The organism is Anaeromyxobacter sp. Red801, assembly GCF_049201065.2.
Lineage (GTDB): Bacteria > Myxococcota > Myxococcia > Myxococcales > Anaeromyxobacteraceae > Anaeromyxobacter.
Map to the genome: position 1 here is coordinate 1,402,787 of NZ_CM181236.1, position 16,119 is coordinate 1,418,905.

Sequence of the window (16,119 nt, forward strand, 5' to 3'; positions counted from 1 at the left end):
CGGCGCTCAGGGGGCCGTCGCGCTCACGGTCACCGCGTGCACGGTGACCGTCGGCGCCGGGCCCCCGTTCACGTCCGCGGCCGTGACGGTCGCGCCGAGCGTGTAGCTCCGCGCCTGCGACGGCGTGCAGCTCCAGGTGAAGGTCGCGCTGCCGCCGCCGCCGGGCACGTCCACCGGGACCGGAGGCGCGACGGGCATGCAGGTCGCGAGGCCGGCTGGCGTGGCGGTCGGCGTCACCGCGGTGATCCGCGCACCCGCCTCGCCACCGTTCGCGATCACGAGCGTGAGGCCCGCGGGCGTGTTCACGGGGACGCTGGTCGCGGACGGCGTCAGCGTGCCGGTGAGCTGTGGGGCAGCCTGCACCGCCACGGCGGCGGGCGTGACGGTGGGGCTCGCGTCGGCTCCGCTCCCGGCGTCCCGGGCCGTCACCGCCGCCTCGAGCGCGACCGACCCCGCCCCGGTGCCCGTGCAGGTCCACCCGAACGTCAGGCTGCCGCCGCCGGCGATCGCCTGCGGCGGGGCGGGCGCGGCGGCCGTGCAGGTGGCCGCACCGGTGCCGGAGGTGCGCGACGCGCCCGTCTGGAACGCGGTGACGCCGGCGGTGCCCTGGCCGTCGTTGACGAGGAGCAGGCTCACCGGGATCGCCTGGCCCACGCTGATCGTCGAGCGGCTCGCCTGCACCGTCGCCGGCGCAAGGTGGCCTGGCGCCTGGACCGTGACCGGGACCGGGGTGGGCTGCGCGGCGAGCGCGGGCGCGGAGGTCACCGCGGCCTCGAGCGCGTAGCTGCCGACCTCTCCGGCGGTGCAGCTCCAGGTGAACGTCTGGTTGGCGCCGGCAGGGATCGGCCGCGGCAAGCCCGGTGCGGGCGCGCTGCAGTTCCCCGCGGTCGCGCCGGTCATCGAGGGCACGATCCCGGTGACCTGGGTCGTGACCGCCGACACGTTCGCGATCGTGAGCGTGACGCCGAAGGGCTGCCCGGGGCTCGCCACCAGCGGCGAGGCGGTGAACTCGGCGACCGCGGGCACGCCGCCGGAGTCCACCGCCACGGTCGTGCTGGCGGTGGCGCGGAGCCGGGCGCCGGTGTTCACGTCGGTCGCGTCGGCCGTGGCGCCGAGGAGGGCGGATCCCGGGTCGGTCGGCGTGCAGGGCCACTGGAAGGTTGCGCGGCCGCCGCCCGGGATGATCACCGGGGTCGCCGGGGTGACCGCGCCGCAGACCGCCGAGGCCGGACCGGTCGGCGCGACCGAGGTCACCTCGGCCGCGGCGCCGCCGGGGTTCGAGACCTCGAGCGTGAGCGCCACCGGCTGGCCGGCGATCGTGGTGGTCGGCTGGGCGGTGATGGCGCCGGTGAGCGCGGCCGGCGCCTGGATCAGCACCTCGGCGGGCGAGGCGGTCGCGCCGAGGACCCCGCCCGACACCGCGTCGGTGCCGCTCGCCGTGCCGCCCAGGACGATCAGGCCGGCGGCGCTCGCGCTGCAGGTCCACGTGAAGGTGGCGGACGCACCGGCCGCGAGGCGGCCCGGGCCCGGCGCAGGCGCGGTGCAGGTCGAGGTCGCCGCCGGGTCCCGCGTGGCCACGATCGACGCGACCTCGGCGGCGGCGGTGCCGCCGTTGAAGAGCGTGAACGTGACGTGCACCGGCTGATCCACGTCCGCGGTGGTGCGGTCCACCGCCAGCGCGGCGGTCAGCTCCGCGGGCCTGAGCACGTGCAGGCTCGCGGTGGGCGCGGAGGCTTGCAGCGTGGCGCCGGTGTTCGCGTCGGTGCCGCCGACGCTGGCGCCGAGCGCGACGTCCACGGCGGCGAGCGGCGTGCAGGTCCAGGCGAACGCGCGCGCGCCGGCCCCGGCGACGGGTTGCGGCGGGGAGGGCGTGGGAGCTCCGCACGCGACGGCGTCCGCCGGCGTGGCGGTCGGCTCGACGCGCGTCACCGTGGCGCCGGCCTGCCCGGTGTCCTGCACCGTGAGCGAGATCGCGAGCGTCTGGCCGATGAGCGCCTCGGCGGGGTTGCCCTCCACGGCGAGCGCGACGTCGAGGGCGGCGGGGGTCTGGATCAGCACGGAGGCGGGCGACGCGGAGGAGGCGGACACCGGATCGCCCGAGGTGGCGTCCGTGCCGCCGGCGGTGCCGCTCAGGGACAGCGTGCCGGGCGCGCTGGCGGTGCAGGTCCAGTGGAAGGTGGCGGACGCGCCGGTGCCGAGCGCTCCCGGCGCCGGGGTGACGGAGCCACAGGTGGCCGCCGCCGTGCCCCCGTGATCCAGGACGACGGAGGTCAGGTTGGCGGTGGCGTGGCCGCCGTTCAGCACCGTCAGCGTCACCGAGACGGCCTGGCCGACGTTCGCGGTGTCGCGGTCGGCCGCGATCGAGGCCGCGAGCGCCGCCGGCGCCGCGCCGGTGACCTCGAACGCGTCGTCCAGCGCGCCCTGCCGGCCGAGCGCGTTCTCCACCACGAGGCGCTTCGAGCCCGGCGCGAGGCCGGCGGGCACCGTGGCCTGCAGCGTGCGGACGTCCACCCAGGTGACCTGCTCCAGCTCCGTATCGCCGAGCCAGGCGCGGTGCCGCACGTCCACCTCGGCGCCGCCGCCGGACAGCTTCGTGGAGGGGCGGGTCAGGAAGCCGTCGCCGTGGATGGTGACCCGCGTGGCCTGGGCCGACGGGCCGGCGGCGGGATCGACCGACGCGGGCCGCGGCGCCTCGCCGTCCGATCCGCTCGAGCACGAGAGCGCGGCGAGCGCGGCGAGCGCGGCGAGGCTGCCGAGCCTAGAACGCATCGAACCGCACCCCCGCCGACAGCAGCAGCGGCCAGCCGGCGCCGCGCACCGTGTCGAGCCGCGGATCGCCGAGCCAGTACCCGCGCACCTCGCCGAACGGCGCGCCGAACCGCGTGCGGAACGCGAGCTCCAGGCCGGCCGTCGCCGCGGGGGCCCAGGCCGACTCGGTGAGCTCGGGCTGCCCGGCGAGACGCGCGCTGCTCGCCACCCGCGCCGCGCCGCCGCCCAGCGACAGCGTGGCCGTGCCGCGCGCGCCCAGCGCTGCCCGCGCCGCCAGCGACAGGGTGAGCGGGAGCGCGCTCCGCTCCGCGCGCAGGTCCAGCCCGGCGCGCGGCGCCCACGCGAGCCCGTCCTCGCGGACGCCCCACCACGCCACCGCGGCCACCAGGGCGAGCGGCACCGGCGCGCCCGCCAGCCACGCCGCCGCGTCCGCCCCGAGGGCCAGCGCCGGACCGCCCCCGCCCAGGATCACACCCGCCCGCGGGGAGACCGTGAGCACGGCCGGGACCGCGCGCAGCGGCAGCGCGCGCGAGGCGGACGCCGCGCCGGCCGAGGCGCGCACCACGTCCTCGCCGGCCCAGGCGCTGCGCGGGGCGCGGTACTCGGCCAGCCAGCGGCCGGCGCCGAGCGGCACCGGCTCGGACACCGACCCGCGTCCGGCGGTGAGCCGCGGCTCCTCGGCGACCGGGTTCCCGTTCGCGTCCGTCACCGAGATCCAGAGCGGGTGGCGCTCGCCGGCGGCGGCGAGGCCCTCGGGCACGTCCACCACGATGACGCGCGCCGGGCCGGGCCGGAGGGCAAGGGAGGCAGATGCGGCGGCGCTCTCCGCGGTGGCGAAGGCCACCATGGACGTGCGCGCGCCGAGCGTGGTCGGGGCGGTGATGCGGCAGGTGTAGACGCCCTGCGAGACGCGGAGGAGGCCCTTCACGGTCCCGGCGTCCACCTCGACCGTGAGCGCTGCGTCGCGGGCCCGGCCGTCGGCATCGCGCAGGCGGGCGACGAGCAGCACCTCGTCGCCGGGTTGCGCTTCCCGTGCCTCGAACGACAGCTCGAGCTCGAGCGGCGTCGCCGCGGACGCCGCGTCGGCGCCCTGCTCCTGCGCCGGCACCTGCGCCTGCGCGCCGCGCGCCGCGAGCGCGAGCGCGACCAGCAGGCAGCCCACCACGATGCGCACGCGTGCTCCCCCGGAGCGGCAGCAAAGCAGGGAGCCCGCCGGCAGGTAAATCACCCGGGGGCAGGAGCGCGGGCGCGGGCGCCGGCGCGCGGGCGCGCGGGTCCTCCCGACCCGTGGACGCGGGGCGGCCATGACCTGCGGAATCCTCTGCGTCCGCGCGGGCTCTCACCCCCCAGGGGACCGCGCGGCGGCCCCGGAACCCGCAGCACCCCGAGGAATCCAACGTGAACGTTCCCCCCAGCCTCCGCGCGCACTGGCGCACCCTCGCCGGCGCGGCGGTGGGCGCCGCCCTCGGCGCGGCCTACGCGCACTTCATCGGCTGCCGGACCGGCACCTGCCCGCTGACCGGCAACGTGTGGACCGCCGCGGGGTTCTTCGGCTTCACCGGCGCGATCGTCGGGCTGCCCGGGCCGCGGAAGCCGGGCGGGGAGCCGGAGCAGCGGGCCTCCTGAGCCGGGGAACCGCGCCCCGGAAACGCGCGCGGCGCTAGGGCGCGGGCGGGCGCGCGGCCGCGAGTGGCGCCTGGCCCAGGGCTGCCCGCAGCGCGCGGCGTGCGGGCCGCTCGAGCCACCGCGACACCGCCAGCGAGACCGCGACCGCAAACGCCGAGAAGCCCAGCACGAAGCCGGGCGACGCCGGCGATCCCGGGGTGCGCACCAGCAGCTCCGCCCAGCGCCACAGCGGGTCCTGCAGCGCGTAGAGCGCGAAGCTCGCCTCGCCGAGCGCCTGGAGCGGGCGCGCCGACAGCGCGCGGCCGAGCGCGCCGCCCGCCGACGCCACGCCCGCGAGCCCCGCCACGAGCAGCGCCCAGAGCGGGACGAACAGCCCGTTGTGCACGAGCACGTACGGGAAGCCGCTCCAGGCGAGCGCGGCCACCGCCGCCGCCAGCGCGAGCGCGGCCGCGGGGCCGGCCAGGCGGCGCGGGAGCGCGGCGCCGCGGCGGAGCAGCAGCCCCAGCGCCACGCCGGCCAGGAACTCCCCGAGGCGCGCGACCGGGTGGAACTTGAGCGCCTCGAGCCAGCGCGGCTCGTGCCGCAGCAGCTCGGCGCCAGGGCCGTCCGGGCGGAGCGCGAGGTACGCGAGCGGGAGCGCGAGCGAGGCCGCCCACGCCGCGCAGAGCGCGAGCGCGAGGCCGCGCCGGGACAGGCGCGAGAGCCGCGCCGTCGCGAACGGGAAGACCGCGTAGAACGTCGCGATGGCCGAGGTGGACCAGCCCGGCGCGCTCCACAGCCGCGAGATGGGCGGGAGCCACGCGTGGACGAGCAGCAGGGAGGCGCCCGCCACCACGGCTGCCTTCGCGAGCCCGGCCGCGCCGTCGCCGGACCAGCGCGCCAGCGCGAACGGCGCGGAGAGCGCGAACGCGAGCAGGTACGCCGGGTAGAGCCGGGCGAGCCGCGCCGTCATGAACGCGCGCCGCTCGGCGCGGTCCATGGGGTGCGGGTTGGCCCAGGCGAGGACGAACCCGGACAGCACGTAGAAGAGGCTCACCCAGGCGTAGCCGCCGGTCTGGAGCGCGCGCGCCCACGCCGGGGCGCCCGCCACGAGCGGGCCGCCGTAGTGGAAGAGCAGGATCCCGAGCGCGGCCGCGAAGCGGATGCCGGTGAGCGGCGCCAGGCGGTCGTCGCGAGCGGACGGCACCCCAGGAACATGCGGGCGGGCTCGCGCGAAAGGTACGGGGCGCCCCCGGAGGCGCCGGCGAGCGGCTGCGGGCGGACGGCAGCCGGGCGTGCGGCCGTCCGCCCCGTGGTTCCCGCGAGCGCGGGACGGCAGATCCCGTAGCCCGAAGGCGGCTGGGTGCGGCTCGTACCTCGCGACGAGCAGGCGATTCGCGAGTGCCGCGGCGCGAGTTCACCGGCTGTGCGCATGCGCCATCCCTCCACCGCGCGTCTGGCGAGCCGGCGACGAGGCATTGTGGGACATCCCGCTGGTGAAACCGGGAATCTCTCCCCGCGTCAGGAACGAACGACGGGGCCATGGCGGCCCTCGTGCGACCAGGGGGACGAGATGCTGCAGACGCTGAAGAGGCTGTGGAAGGACGAGGAAGCGCCGACGGCGGTGGAGTACGCGATCATGGTCGCGGTGATCGGGCTCGTGATCATCGTCGGCGCGCAGCTGCTCGGCACGAACGTCAACACGACGTTCGGCAACGCCGCGAACCGCGTTCCCGGCGGGGCGGCGGCTCCGTAGCACGGCACGCGAGCGGTGCTGGCCCGCACCAGCGGGTCCGGGCCAGCACCGTCGTACCCGGCCCACGCCATGACCACCTCTCCGTTCGCCTTCGGGACCTTCGGGTTCCTGCTCGCCGTCGCCGCGGCCTCGGACGCCGCCGGGCGCCGGATCTCGAACCGCATCACCGTGCCGCTCGCGGTGGGCGGCATCGCGGTGCAGGCAGCGGCGGGCGGGCTCGTGGGCGCGGCCGGGGCGCTGGTGGCGGTCGCCGCCGTGGGCGCGCTGCTCTGGGTTCCCTGGTCGCGCGGCTGGCTGGGCGGCGGCGACTGGAAGCTGGCGGTGGCGGCGGCGCCGTGGGTGGGGCTGGGCTCGCTCGCGAGCTACCTCACGACCTCCGCGGTGGCGGCCGGCGGGCTGGCGGCGGTGGCGTGGCTGGCGAGCGGCGGCGCGGCCCGGCGCGACATCGGGTCGAACCTGCGCGCGGCCGCGGCGGGACGTCCGGTGTCGATCCCGGCGCGCGCGGCCGGCGATCGCGTGAGCGTGCCGGCGGGCGCGGCGTTCGCGGCGGGTGCGCTCGCGGCCGTGGTGATGGGGGGATGAGATGCGCTCCGGGCGGCAAACCGAGCGTGGCGTCGCGGCGGTGGAGTTCGCGCTGGTCCTCCCGTTCCTGCTCGCCATCGTGCTCGGCGGGCTCGAGTGGGGCTTCTACTTCTTCCGCGAGCAGGTGGTGGTGAACGCGGCGCGCGAGGGGGCTCGGGCGGGCAGCGTCGCCGCGGTGGCGCCGCTCGCCGCGGCCGAGGGCGCCGCGCGCGCAGCGCTGATCGCGGGCTCGGTGGATCCCGGCGCGGTGGGCGCCACGGTGGCGGCGACCTCGCGCAGCACGGTCGATCCGGTCACCGGCGAGACGGTGGACTCGGTGGTGGTGACGGTGTCGTTCCCGTTCGTCCCGCTGACGGGGTTCGGGATCCCGGTGCCGGACACGGTGTGGGCGCGGGCCGAGATGCGTCGCTGAGGTGCAAGGGGGGGGAGAGATGTCGAACGGTTCGGACGGGATGGGCGTGCTGAAGCGCGCCGCGGAGCGGGGTCCGCGACGCACCGGGCTGCGCGTCGTTTTGTTCCTGCTGATCGCGGCCGGCGCCGCGGCGCTCGCGGTGCTGCTGGTCACCCGCTACGTCGACACCCGCACGGCGGCCGCGCGCGTGTCGACCACGCCGGTGGTGGTGGCGACCATCGACCTGCCGGAGGCCACCACGCTGCGCGCCGACGTCCTCGCGGTGGTGCAGTGGCCCAGCGCGAACGTCCCCGAGGGCGCGGCCTCCGACCCGGCCAGGCTGGTGGATCGCGTGGTCCGCGCGCGCGTCATCAAGGGCGAGCCGGTGGTCGAGTCGCGCCTCGCCGCCGCGGACGCCGGGCACGGGCTCGCGGCCATCCTCCCGCCGGGCATGCGGGCCGCCGCGGTCCGGGTGAACGACGTGGTCGGCGTCGCCGGCTTCATCCACCCCGGCGACTCGGTGGACGTGATCGTGGTGATGCGGCCAGAGACGAACGGCAACTCCAACCCGGCATACTTCTCGAAGATCATCCTCCAGAACGTACCGGTCCTGGCGGTGGGCAAGGAGCTGGAGCGGAACGAGCGCAGCCTGGAGAAGTCGCTGCCGGCCACGGTCGCCACGCTCATGGTGGACAGCGAGCAGTCCGAGAAGCTCGCCCTGGCGCAGACCAAGGGCAACATCCTGCTCACGCTGCGCAGCGGCGTCGACCGCGAGCTGGTGGACACGGCCGGCGTGAACCCGGCCGGCCTCGTCAACGCGCACGTCGAGCCGCCGATCAACGTGAAGCCGGCGCCGCCGGTGCGCCGCGTGGCCCGGGCGCCGGAGGCGCCGAAGCAGGTGGTGGAGATCCTCCGCGGCGACCTCTACGAGCGGCGCGACTTCGGGAAGGGAGGGGCCAAGTGAGCAGGCACGCGGTGGTGGTGGCGCTGATGCTCGTCGCGGGCCGGGCGGCCGCGGCGCAGGACGTCGTCCCGACGATGCGCATCGACCGCGAGGTCGGCGCGGCCCGCAGCATGAGCCTGGAGGCCGGCCAGAACCGGCTGCTGGTCGTCTCCGACCAGATCGGCCGGATCGCGGTGGCCAACCCGGACGTGGCGGACCTGAAGGTCGTCACCCCGTACCAGGTGCTGCTCACCGCCAAGGGGATCGGCTCCACCGACCTCACCCTCTGGGACCGCGACAACCACCCGCTGGTCATCGCGCTGCAGGTGACGCGCAACCTGGAAGGCCTCCGCAAGCAGCTGAAGGAGCTGTTCCCGGGCGAGAAGATCGAGGTCTCCTCCGCCGGCGACCTGGTGGTGATCGCCGGGCAGGTGAGCGACGTCCGGATCCCGGAGCGCGTCGCCGAGGTGGCCCGCCTGCACGCGAGCAAGGTCGCGAACCTGGTGCAGGTCTCGGGGCAGCAGCAGGTGCAGCTCGAGGTCCGCTTCGCCGAGGTCGGGCGCACCGGGCTCCGCGAGATGGGCGTCAACTTCTTCCACAAGTCCGACGACGGCAAGCGCGTGGGCGGCATGACCGGGAACCGCACCTACCCCGGCGACTTCCTCAACACCCAGTCCAACCCGTCCATCCCCGGCACCGGCCCGCGCGGCCTGTGGGCCCCGGGCCTCCCGCCGGACGTGCCGAACCCGGCGTTCAACAACGCGTTCAGCTTCTTCCTCTCGCAGGGCGGCCAGTTCCCGTTCTCGGTGATGCTGAACCTGCTCGAGCAGAGCAACCTCGCGAAGACGCTCGCCGAGCCCACGCTGGTCGCCATGAGCGGCCAGGAGGCGGCGTTCCTGGCCGGCGGCGAGCTGCCCATCCCGCTCGCCTCCACCTTCGGTCAGACCGCGGTGGAGTGGAAGAAGTTCGGCATCCAGCTCCACTTCACGCCCACGGTCATCGGCGACGCCATCCACCTCAGGCTGAAGGCGGAGGTGAGCGATCTCGACCCGACCACCGCCGTGACGGTGGGCGGCACCACCATCCCGGGCCTGGTCTCGCGGCAGAGCGAGACCACCATCCGGCTGGGCGACGGCCAGAGCTTCGCGGTGGCCGGGCTCATCTCCGACAAGGTGCGCTCGCAGAGCGCCCGCGTCCCGGTGCTCGGGTCGATCCCGATCCTCGGGGCGCTCTTCCGCTCGCAGGCCTACCAGCGCGACGAGACCGAGCTGCTCGTCGTGGTGACGGCGCGGCTCGCCAAGCCGGTGGCGCCGCACGAGCTCCCGCCGCTGCCGACGGACTTCGAGAACAACGACCCGTCCGACGCGGCGCTCTTCCTGCTCGGGAGCGACGGCTCGGCGGTGAAGCAGCCGAAGGGCGCGAAGGGCGCGGGCCCGACCGCCGCGCGCGGCGCGGCCGGTGAGCGCGGGTACAGCAGGTAGTCGGGTCCAGCGACGCAGTCCAGGGGGGAAGCCATGGAACCGAAGGGCATCTACGTGACCGGTCTGGCGCCCGCCGCCGAGGCGGAGCTGCTGACCTCGCTGCGGGACCTCCGGCTCGCGCGCGTGGACGAGGCGCCGGCGAGGGTGGACGACGCGACCCGGACGCCGCTGGCGGTGGTGGGCCTGAACGGGAACCCCGACGGCGCGTTCGCCACCGTGGCGCGGCTCTCCGCGTCCGGGGCGCGCGTCGCGGTGGTCGGGCCGGCGAAGGACCCCGACCTGATCCTGCGCGCGATGCGCGCCGGCGCCCGGGAGTACGCGGTGGTGGGCGACGCGGCGCGGCTGCAGCAGGCGGTGCGCAGCCTGGCGCGGACCGACGGCGCCGCCGCCGCCGGCCAGGTGCTCGCGGTCTTCCCGGCGAAGGGCGGCATGGGCGCGACCACGCTGGCGGCGAACCTGGCCGCCGACCTGGTGCGGGGCGGCGACCGCACCTGCCTGGTGGACCTCGACCTGCAGCTCGGGGACGTGAACGCGTTCCTCGACGTGCACGGCGGCTACACCATCACCGACGTGGTGGCGAACATGCGGCGGCTCGACCGCGAGCTGCTGGACGCCTCGGTGCAGGCGCACCGGTCCGGCGTGCACGTGCTCGCGCAGGAGGAGCGGCTCGAGGAGGCCGAGCACCTGGACGCGGCGGCGGTGGAGAAGCTGATCGCGTTCCTGCGCCAGCACTACCAGCACCTGGTCCTCGACGGGCTGCGCGGGTTCGACGAGCGCTCGCTGGGCGCGCTCGACGCCGCCGACCGGGTGGTGCTGGTCGTGACCCAGGAGGTGCCGGCGGTGCGCAACGCCCAGCGCTGCGTGGAGCTCTTCCGCAAGCTCGGCTACCCCGACGCGAAGCTCGCGATCGTGGTGAACCGGTGCCTGCGGTCCTCGAACATCACGCCCGAGGTGATCGCCGAGACGCTGGGGGTGCCCGTCACGGCCACCGTGGCCAACGACTTCGCCGCGGCGAGCCGGGCCGTGCAGCGGGGCTCGACCATCCTGGAGGAGGCGCCCCGCTCGGCGCTGTCGCGGGACGTCTCGACGCTGGCCCGGAAGCTCTCCGGCGCCGACCAGGATCGACGCCGTCCGGGCATGCTGCGCCGGATGTTCGCGCGGAGGTGACCGTGAGCCTCGCCGACCGCCTCAAGCAGCGCGCGAACGAGCCGGCCGCCGCCCACGCGATGGTGGCGGAGACCGCGCCGCAGGACTTCCACGATCTGAAGGGCGAGCTGCACCGCCGGATCGTGGACGCGCTCGACCTGCAAGCGTTCGAGAAGCTCGCCCCGGAGCGGCGGCGCGACGAGCTGCGCAACGTGCTCGCCGGCGAGATCGCGCGACGGGACCTCCCGCTCAACCAGATCGAGCGCGAGCGGATGGTGCAGGAGCTGCTCGACGAACTCACCGGTCTCGGGCCGCTGGAGCCGCTGCTCGCCGACCCGACCATCTCCGACATCCTGGTGAACACCTACGCGACCGTCTACATCGAGCGCGGGGGCCGGCTGGAGCTCACCCCGGTGCGCTTCGCCGACAACCAGCACCTGATGCAGATCATCAACCGGATCGTGTCGCGGATCGGCCGGCGGGTGGACGAGACGTCGCCCATGGTGGACGCGCGCCTCCCCGACGGCTCGCGCGTGAACGCCATCATCCCGCCGCTCGCGCTCGACGGCCCCATCGTGTCGATCCGGCGCTTCGGCGTGACGCCGCTCCGGATGCGCGACCTGCTCGCCGGGGGCGCCCTCAGCGTCGAGGCGGCCGGGTTCCTGGGGGCGTGCGTCGAGGCGAAGCTCAACATCCTCATCAGCGGCGGCACCGGCGCGGGCAAGACGACGCTGCTCAACGCGCTCTCCGCGTTCATCCCGGACAGCCAGCGCATCGTCACCATCGAGGACTCGGCCGAGCTCCAGCTCCAGCAGCGCCACGTGGTGCGCCTCGAGACCCGCCCGCCCAACATCGAGGGGAAGGGCGAGATCCTCGCCCGCGACCTGGTCAAGAACGCGCTCCGCATGCGCCCCGACCGCATCGTGGTGGGCGAGGTCCGCGGCGGCGAGGTCCTCGACATGCTCCAGGCCATGAACACCGGCCACGAGGGGTCGATGACCACCGTCCACGCGAACACGCCGCGGGACGCGCTGGCGCGGCTCGAGGCCATGATCGGCATGAGCGGCGTGCCGCTCTCGGAGGGAGCCACGCGGGCCACCATCTCGCGCGGCCTGAACGTCATCGTCCAGCTCAACCGCGGCACCGACGGTCGCCGCCGGATCACCAGCATCGCGGAGATCACCGGGACCGAGGGCGCGGCGATCACGATGCAGGACGTGTTCCGCTTCGAGCAGCACGGCGTGGACGCGACCGGGAAGATCCTGGGCGACTTCAGGCCCACCGGCATCCGGCCGCGCGCCCTCACGCGCATCGCCCAGTTCGGCGTCGATCCGGGCCGCATCATCGAGCGGCTCCAGGGGCCGGCCCATGCGTGAGGTGATGATCGCCGCGGCCGCCGTGGCCATCTTCGCGGGCCTGGAGGCGGCGTACCACCTCGCGCGCTACTTCGCGGATCGGCGCTCCGCGGAGCTGCGGCGTCGCCTGCACGCCATCGGGCGCGGCAGCGCGCTGGACGCGGATCTCCTGCGACGCGGCCGGCTCGCGAAGGGCGCCGCCCTGCAGCAGGCGCTCCAGCACGTACCCGGCGCCCGGGGCCTCGAGCGGCTCCTCGAGCAGGCAGACTCGAGCTGGACCGTGGCGCGGCTCGGGGCGCTCACGCTGGCCGGCGCCGTGGTGGCCGCGCTCCTCGGCGTCAGCCTGAGGTCGGGCGGCCTCGGCGTGGCAGGCCTCACGCTGGGCGGCGCCGCGCTGCCGATCCTGGGCGTGCTCTCGGCGCGGGCCAAGCGCAGCGCGAAGCTGTCGGAGCAGCTCCCGGAGGCGCTCGACATGATGGCGCGCTCGCTCCGCGCCGGGCACGCGGTGACCTCGGCGTTCCAGGTGGTGGCGAGCGAGATGCCCGAGCCAATCTGCGTGGAGTTCGCGCGCGCCTACGAGGAGCAGCGGCTCGGCCTCACCCTGGAGCGCGCCGTGGTGCAGATGTCCGAGCGCTGCCCCGGGAACGGGGACATGAAGATCTTCGCGGTGTCCGCGGTGATCCAGCGCGAGACCGGCGGCAACCTGGCCGAGATCCTCGACCAGATCGGCGAGACGATCCGGCAGCGGTACCGCTTCTACGGCAAGCTCCGCGCGCTCACCGGCGAGGGCCGCGCCTCCGCCGTCGTCCTCGGCGCGCTGCCCTTCGCCGTGGCGGTGGCCCTCTCGATCCTGAACCCCGAGTACCTGATGGTGCTCCCGGGGACGGCCCGGGGGCAGATGATCATCCTGGGCGCGTCGGTCAGCTGGGTGGTCGGGCTCTTGTGGCTCTATCGCCTCACGCAGGTGGATCTCTAGGGGGCGGCGGCATGGGCGCGGAATCGCTGATGGCGTGGGGGATCGGCGGACTGGCGGTGGTGATCGTCGGCGCGCTGGCCGGCGCGTGGACCGCGATGCGCCGCGAGGCCGACCCGGTGGTCCGGCGCCTGCGGGCGACCGGCGCCGGCGCCCTGGACGGCGATCCGGCGCTCCAGCTGCAGCCCGGCCTGGCTTCGATGGAGGAGGAGGCCGGCAGTGGCTCCCGGCTCCGGCGCGAGCTGGTCTGGGCCGGCATCCGCCGCGCCGGCGCGCCCCAGGGCTTCGTCGCGGCGAAGGTGGCGCTCGCGGTGGTCGCCCTGACCGGCTTCGCAGCCCTGAACGCGCTCCGGACCGAGCCGGTGCGGACGGGCCTGCCCATGGCCGCGCTGATCACCGGCCTCGCGTTCTTCCTGCCCAACCTCTGGCTCCGCGCCCGGGTCGAGGCGCGGCAGACGCAGCTCGACCGCTCGCTGCCGGACGCGCTCGACCTCCTGGTGACCTGCGTCGAGGCCGGCCTGGGGCTCGACTCGGCGCTCCAGCGCGTCTCGGACGAGGTGGCGCTGGCGCACCCGCTGCTCTCGAAGGAGCTGCGCCTGGTGTTCCTGGAGGTGAAGGCCGGCATTCCCCGCATCGCCGCGTTCCGGCGCATGGCCGAGCGCACCGGCGCCCCCGAGCTGCGGTCGCTCTCGGCCACCCTGGCACAGACCGAGCTGTTCGGGACCAGCGTGGGGGCCGCGCTCCGCGTCCAGGCCGAGGGGATCCGGATCCGCCGGATGCACCGCGCGGAGGAGAAGGCCGCGTACGTGTCGGTGAAGATGTCGCTCCCGCTGGTGCTCTGCATCCTCCCGTGCGTGTTCGCGGTGGTGCTCGGGCCGGCGGTGGTCAACATGGCCGAGCGCCTGTTCCCGCTGCTGGGAGGTGGGCGATGACCCGCCGCGCCGGCCTGGTGGCGCTGCTCGCGCTCTGCGCGTGCGCCGGCGCCCGGTCCCCGGGCCGTCCGCTGGACGAGGCGCGGCTGGCGGTGGCCAGGGCCATGATCGAGCACCGCGCCTGGAACGACGCGCTGCTCGCGCTCGATCGCTACCACGCGAGCGCAGCCCCCTCCGCCGAGAGCCTCACGCTCCGCGGCGTGGCGCTGCGCGAGCGTGGGGTGCACGAGGAGGCGCGCGCAGACTTCGAGCGGGCGATCCGGCTCGACGGCCGCCACGCCCCGGCGCACGCCGCGCTCGCCGTGCTCCACGACGTGGACGGCCGGTACGATCAGGGCGAGCGGCACCACCGCAAGGCGCTCGAGCTCTCGCCGCGCAACGCGTCCTACTGGAACGACTACGGGTTCGCGCTGTTCGCCCGCGGGCGCAACGACAAGGCGCTGGAGGCGCTGCGGAAGGCCGTGGAGATCGAGCCCACGCTCCGGCGGGCCCGGACCAACCTGGGCTTCGCCTACGCGCGAGCGGGCGACTTCACGCGGGCGGCGCAGCAGTTCGACCTGGCCGAGCCGCCCGCGGAGGCGCGCAACAACCTCGGGGTGGCGTACGAGGCGGCGGGGTTGCTGGCGCCGGCCTACGACGCCTACCTCGCGGCGGTGCGGCTGGACCCCGGCCTGGCGCGGGCGCGGGCGAACCTGGCGGACGTGGCCCGGACGCTGGGCCGCGAGCTGCCGCCGGACGTGGCGACCGGGCCGGTCGCGGGAGGAGGGTGACATGAGCGGAGCGAAGATCGCCGTGGTCTGTCTCGCCGTCGCGTTCGCCGGGTGCGGGTCGCGCAGGACCATCACGCCGACGCACGGGGTCGCGTACCGCGCCGCGTTCGGCGGACAGCGGGCCGCGCCCGCGCGCGCGCCGGTGGACCCGGCGCCCGGCCTCGACTCCCAGGAGGCCGCGATCATCGCGGCCTCGTACCGGAACAGCCTGGCGCCGAAGGGCGCGCAGCCGGAGCAGGAGCCGCAGCTGCTGATCGTCGCGCCGCAGAAGGCGGGCTCGGCGGCGCGGCCGGCGCCGTCGGTCCCGGGCAACTGAGGAGCGCTCATGGCACGTCCGGACCCGAGGCGGAGCGAGCGCGGCGTCACGGCGGTCCTGGTCGCCATCGTGGTGGTGGTGCTGGGCGCGTTCCTCGCGCTCGCGCTGAACGTGGGGCACAGCCGGGCGGTGCGCGGGCAGCTGCAGAGCGCGGTGGACTCGGGGGCGCTGGCGGGCGCGGCCGAGCTGGACGGGACGCTCGCCCCGCTGCTGGCGGGGAGGCCGGGGGCCCTGGCGAGCGACTTCACGGAGCGGCACATCACCGACCGCTCCATGCCCGTGGAGATCGCCCCGACGAGCGACGTGATCCCGGGGCACTGGGATCCCTTCTCGGCGGATCCGGCCACGGCGTTCACGCCCGTGAGCCCGATCGTCACGGAACAGGACGCGCGGCGGGTGAACGCGGTGCTGGTGCGCGCCGGGCGCGAGGCCGCTCGCGCGAACGCGGTCGAAGTGGCGTTCTCCGGGTTCGTGGGCGCGGACCGCATGGACGTGGCGGCCGAGGCCGTGGCCGTGAACGGCGGCCCCTGCGAGGACTCGTGCCCGGATGCACCGCTCGCGTTCTTCGCCTGCGGCATCGAGGACCCCGACACGTACCAGCTCGCCTGCGGCCGGACGCTGCGCATCCACTTCAGCCCGGACGGGACCGACACCGCCGGGCTCTCGTCGCTGTCGATCGATTCGGCCAACACCCAGACGTACCGCAACATCATCTCGGGGGCGCTGTGCCGGAACCTGCAGGCGGGCGACCTGGTCAACATCAGCAACGGCCAGCAGGGCTCGACGACGCTGTGCGGTCCCGAGAACAATCACGCGACGTTCGATCACTACTGTCGCGCCGACGGGTCGGGCACCTGCACGCAGCCGCTCGAGGTTCGGGCGCCGGTGGTGGACGGCGAGTGCCCGCCGCGGTTCAACCAGACCCACCAGGTGATCGGGTTCGCGACGTTCCGGTTCGTCCGGATGGTCTGCGGCGGCGCCAGCAACTCGTACATCGACGTCGAGTTCCTGTGCGACGAGGTGGACGACGAGGCCGGCGTGATCGGCTGCGGCTGGTTCGGCACCGGTCCGCTGCGCCCGATGCTCGTACGGTAGGCCGC

16 protein-coding genes are annotated in these 16,119 nt (G+C 75.6%); 13 read left to right on the top strand and 3 right to left on the bottom strand.

Annotated elements, in window-relative coordinates:
- Nucleotides 1-6: 6 nt before the first annotated feature.
- Together ACOQFB_RS06395 and ACOQFB_RS06400 are read right to left on the bottom strand one after the other, a co-directional pair.
- Nucleotides 7-2,769 carry an IPT/TIG domain-containing protein gene (locus ACOQFB_RS06395; RefSeq protein ID WP_421609952.1) on the bottom strand — a complete coding sequence of 921 codons (2,763 nt, stop codon included), beginning with the start codon at nt 2,767-2,769 and terminating at the stop codon, nt 7-9.
- Nucleotides 2,759-3,943 (bottom strand): hypothetical protein, encoded by a 1,185-nt coding sequence (locus ACOQFB_RS06400; RefSeq protein WP_421609951.1) that lies wholly within the window; start codon nt 3,941-3,943, stop codon nt 2,759-2,761. The genes ACOQFB_RS06395 and ACOQFB_RS06400 overlap by 11 nt, the downstream gene beginning before the upstream one ends.
- Nucleotides 3,944-4,167: 224 nt before the next feature.
- Here ACOQFB_RS06400 and ACOQFB_RS06405 point away from each other — a divergent pair, with 224 nt between their 5' ends.
- Nucleotides 4,168-4,395, top strand: coding sequence for a DUF6132 family protein (locus ACOQFB_RS06405; protein ID WP_059436665.1), 228 nt, complete (start codon nt 4,168-4,170; stop codon nt 4,393-4,395).
- A gap of 34 nt (nt 4,396-4,429) precedes the next feature.
- Here the strand turns inward: ACOQFB_RS06405 and ACOQFB_RS06410 are convergent, their stop codons facing one another.
- Nucleotides 4,430-5,581, bottom strand: a complete 1,152-nt coding sequence (locus tag ACOQFB_RS06410; protein WP_421609950.1) for an acyltransferase family protein — start codon at nt 5,579-5,581, stop codon at nt 4,430-4,432.
- Nucleotides 5,582-5,947: 366 nt separating this feature from the next.
- Between ACOQFB_RS06410 and ACOQFB_RS06415 the strand changes: the two genes are divergently transcribed.
- From ACOQFB_RS06415 to ACOQFB_RS06470, 12 genes are all read left to right on the top strand, one after another.
- Nucleotides 5,948-6,130 carry a Flp family type IVb pilin gene (locus tag ACOQFB_RS06415; RefSeq protein WP_059436667.1) on the top strand — a complete coding sequence of 61 codons (183 nt, stop codon included), beginning with the start codon at nt 5,948-5,950 and terminating at the stop codon, nt 6,128-6,130.
- Between the two features lie 69 nt (nt 6,131-6,199).
- Nucleotides 6,200-6,712 carry a prepilin peptidase gene (locus tag ACOQFB_RS06420; RefSeq protein ID WP_421609949.1) on the top strand — a complete coding sequence of 171 codons (513 nt, stop codon included), beginning with the start codon at nt 6,200-6,202 and terminating at the stop codon, nt 6,710-6,712.
- Between the two features lies 1 nt (nt 6,713).
- Complete coding sequence (locus tag ACOQFB_RS06425) at nt 6,714-7,124, top strand: TadE/TadG family type IV pilus assembly protein (RefSeq protein ID WP_059436669.1); 411 nt, start codon at nt 6,714-6,716, stop codon at nt 7,122-7,124.
- 19 nt (nt 7,125-7,143) lie between these two features.
- Nucleotides 7,144-8,067 (top strand): Flp pilus assembly protein CpaB, encoded by a 924-nt coding sequence (gene cpaB / locus ACOQFB_RS06430; RefSeq protein WP_421609948.1) that lies wholly within the window; start codon nt 7,144-7,146, stop codon nt 8,065-8,067.
- The gene (locus ACOQFB_RS06435; RefSeq protein ID WP_421609947.1) at nt 8,064-9,527 is read left to right on the top strand and encodes a type II and III secretion system protein family protein; all 1,464 of its coding nucleotides are present in this window, start codon (nt 8,064-8,066) and stop codon (nt 9,525-9,527) included. The genes cpaB and ACOQFB_RS06435 overlap by 4 nt, the downstream gene beginning before the upstream one ends.
- Nucleotides 9,528-9,560: 33 nt before the next feature.
- Entirely contained in the window at nt 9,561-10,694 is a 1,134-nt protein-coding gene (locus ACOQFB_RS06440; RefSeq protein WP_421609946.1) for a CpaE/TadZ family protein, read from the top strand.
- 2 nt (nt 10,695-10,696) lie between these two features.
- On the top strand, nt 10,697-12,049 hold the full coding sequence (locus ACOQFB_RS06445) for a TadA family conjugal transfer-associated ATPase (RefSeq protein ID WP_059436683.1): 1,353 nt from the start codon (nt 10,697-10,699) through the stop codon (nt 12,047-12,049).
- Nucleotides 12,042-13,004 (top strand): type II secretion system F family protein, encoded by a 963-nt coding sequence (locus ACOQFB_RS06450; protein WP_059436673.1) that lies wholly within the window; start codon nt 12,042-12,044, stop codon nt 13,002-13,004. Before ACOQFB_RS06445 ends, ACOQFB_RS06450 begins: the two co-directional genes overlap by 8 nt.
- An 11-nt stretch (nt 13,005-13,015) precedes the next feature.
- Entirely contained in the window at nt 13,016-13,933 is a 918-nt protein-coding gene (locus ACOQFB_RS06455; protein WP_059436674.1) for a type II secretion system F family protein, read from the top strand.
- Nucleotides 13,930-14,703 (top strand): tetratricopeptide repeat protein, encoded by a 774-nt coding sequence (locus ACOQFB_RS06460; RefSeq protein ID WP_421609945.1) that lies wholly within the window; start codon nt 13,930-13,932, stop codon nt 14,701-14,703. Before ACOQFB_RS06455 ends, ACOQFB_RS06460 begins: the two co-directional genes overlap by 4 nt.
- Before the next feature lies 1 nt (nt 14,704).
- Nucleotides 14,705-15,019: a hypothetical protein gene (locus ACOQFB_RS06465; RefSeq protein ID WP_421609944.1), complete on the top strand. Its 315-nt coding sequence runs from the start codon at nt 14,705-14,707 to the stop codon at nt 15,017-15,019.
- A 9-nt stretch (nt 15,020-15,028) separates the two neighbouring features.
- Nucleotides 15,029-16,114: a pilus assembly protein TadG-related protein gene (locus ACOQFB_RS06470; protein WP_421609943.1), complete on the top strand. Its 1,086-nt coding sequence runs from the start codon at nt 15,029-15,031 to the stop codon at nt 16,112-16,114.
- Nucleotides 16,115-16,119 lie beyond the last annotated feature (5 nt).

Bases quoted from the DNA above. Each gene is read 5' to 3' on its own strand.
- cpaB (WP_421609948.1), top strand. From the start codon at position 7,144: ATGTCGAACGGTTCGGACGGGATGGGCGTGCTGAAGCGCGCCGCGGAG.
- ACOQFB_RS06470 (WP_421609943.1), top strand. From the start codon at position 15,029: ATGGCACGTCCGGACCCGAGGCGGAGCGAGCGCGGCGTCACGGCGGTC.
- ACOQFB_RS06425 (WP_059436669.1), top strand. From the start codon at position 6,714: ATGCGCTCCGGGCGGCAAACCGAGCGTGGCGTCGCGGCGGTGGAGTTC.
- ACOQFB_RS06450 (WP_059436673.1), top strand. From the start codon at position 12,042: ATGCGTGAGGTGATGATCGCCGCGGCCGCCGTGGCCATCTTCGCGGGC.
- ACOQFB_RS06455 (WP_059436674.1), top strand. From the start codon at position 13,016: ATGGGCGCGGAATCGCTGATGGCGTGGGGGATCGGCGGACTGGCGGTG.
- ACOQFB_RS06415 (WP_059436667.1), top strand. From the start codon at position 5,948: ATGCTGCAGACGCTGAAGAGGCTGTGGAAGGACGAGGAAGCGCCGACG.
- ACOQFB_RS06440 (WP_421609946.1), top strand. From the start codon at position 9,561: ATGGAACCGAAGGGCATCTACGTGACCGGTCTGGCGCCCGCCGCCGAG.
- ACOQFB_RS06420 (WP_421609949.1), top strand. From the start codon at position 6,200: ATGACCACCTCTCCGTTCGCCTTCGGGACCTTCGGGTTCCTGCTCGCC.
- ACOQFB_RS06395 (WP_421609952.1), bottom strand. From the start codon at position 2,769: ATGCGTTCTAGGCTCGGCAGCCTCGCCGCGCTCGCCGCGCTCGCCGCG.
- ACOQFB_RS06465 (WP_421609944.1), top strand. From the start codon at position 14,705: ATGAGCGGAGCGAAGATCGCCGTGGTCTGTCTCGCCGTCGCGTTCGCC.
- ACOQFB_RS06460 (WP_421609945.1), top strand. From the start codon at position 13,930: ATGACCCGCCGCGCCGGCCTGGTGGCGCTGCTCGCGCTCTGCGCGTGC.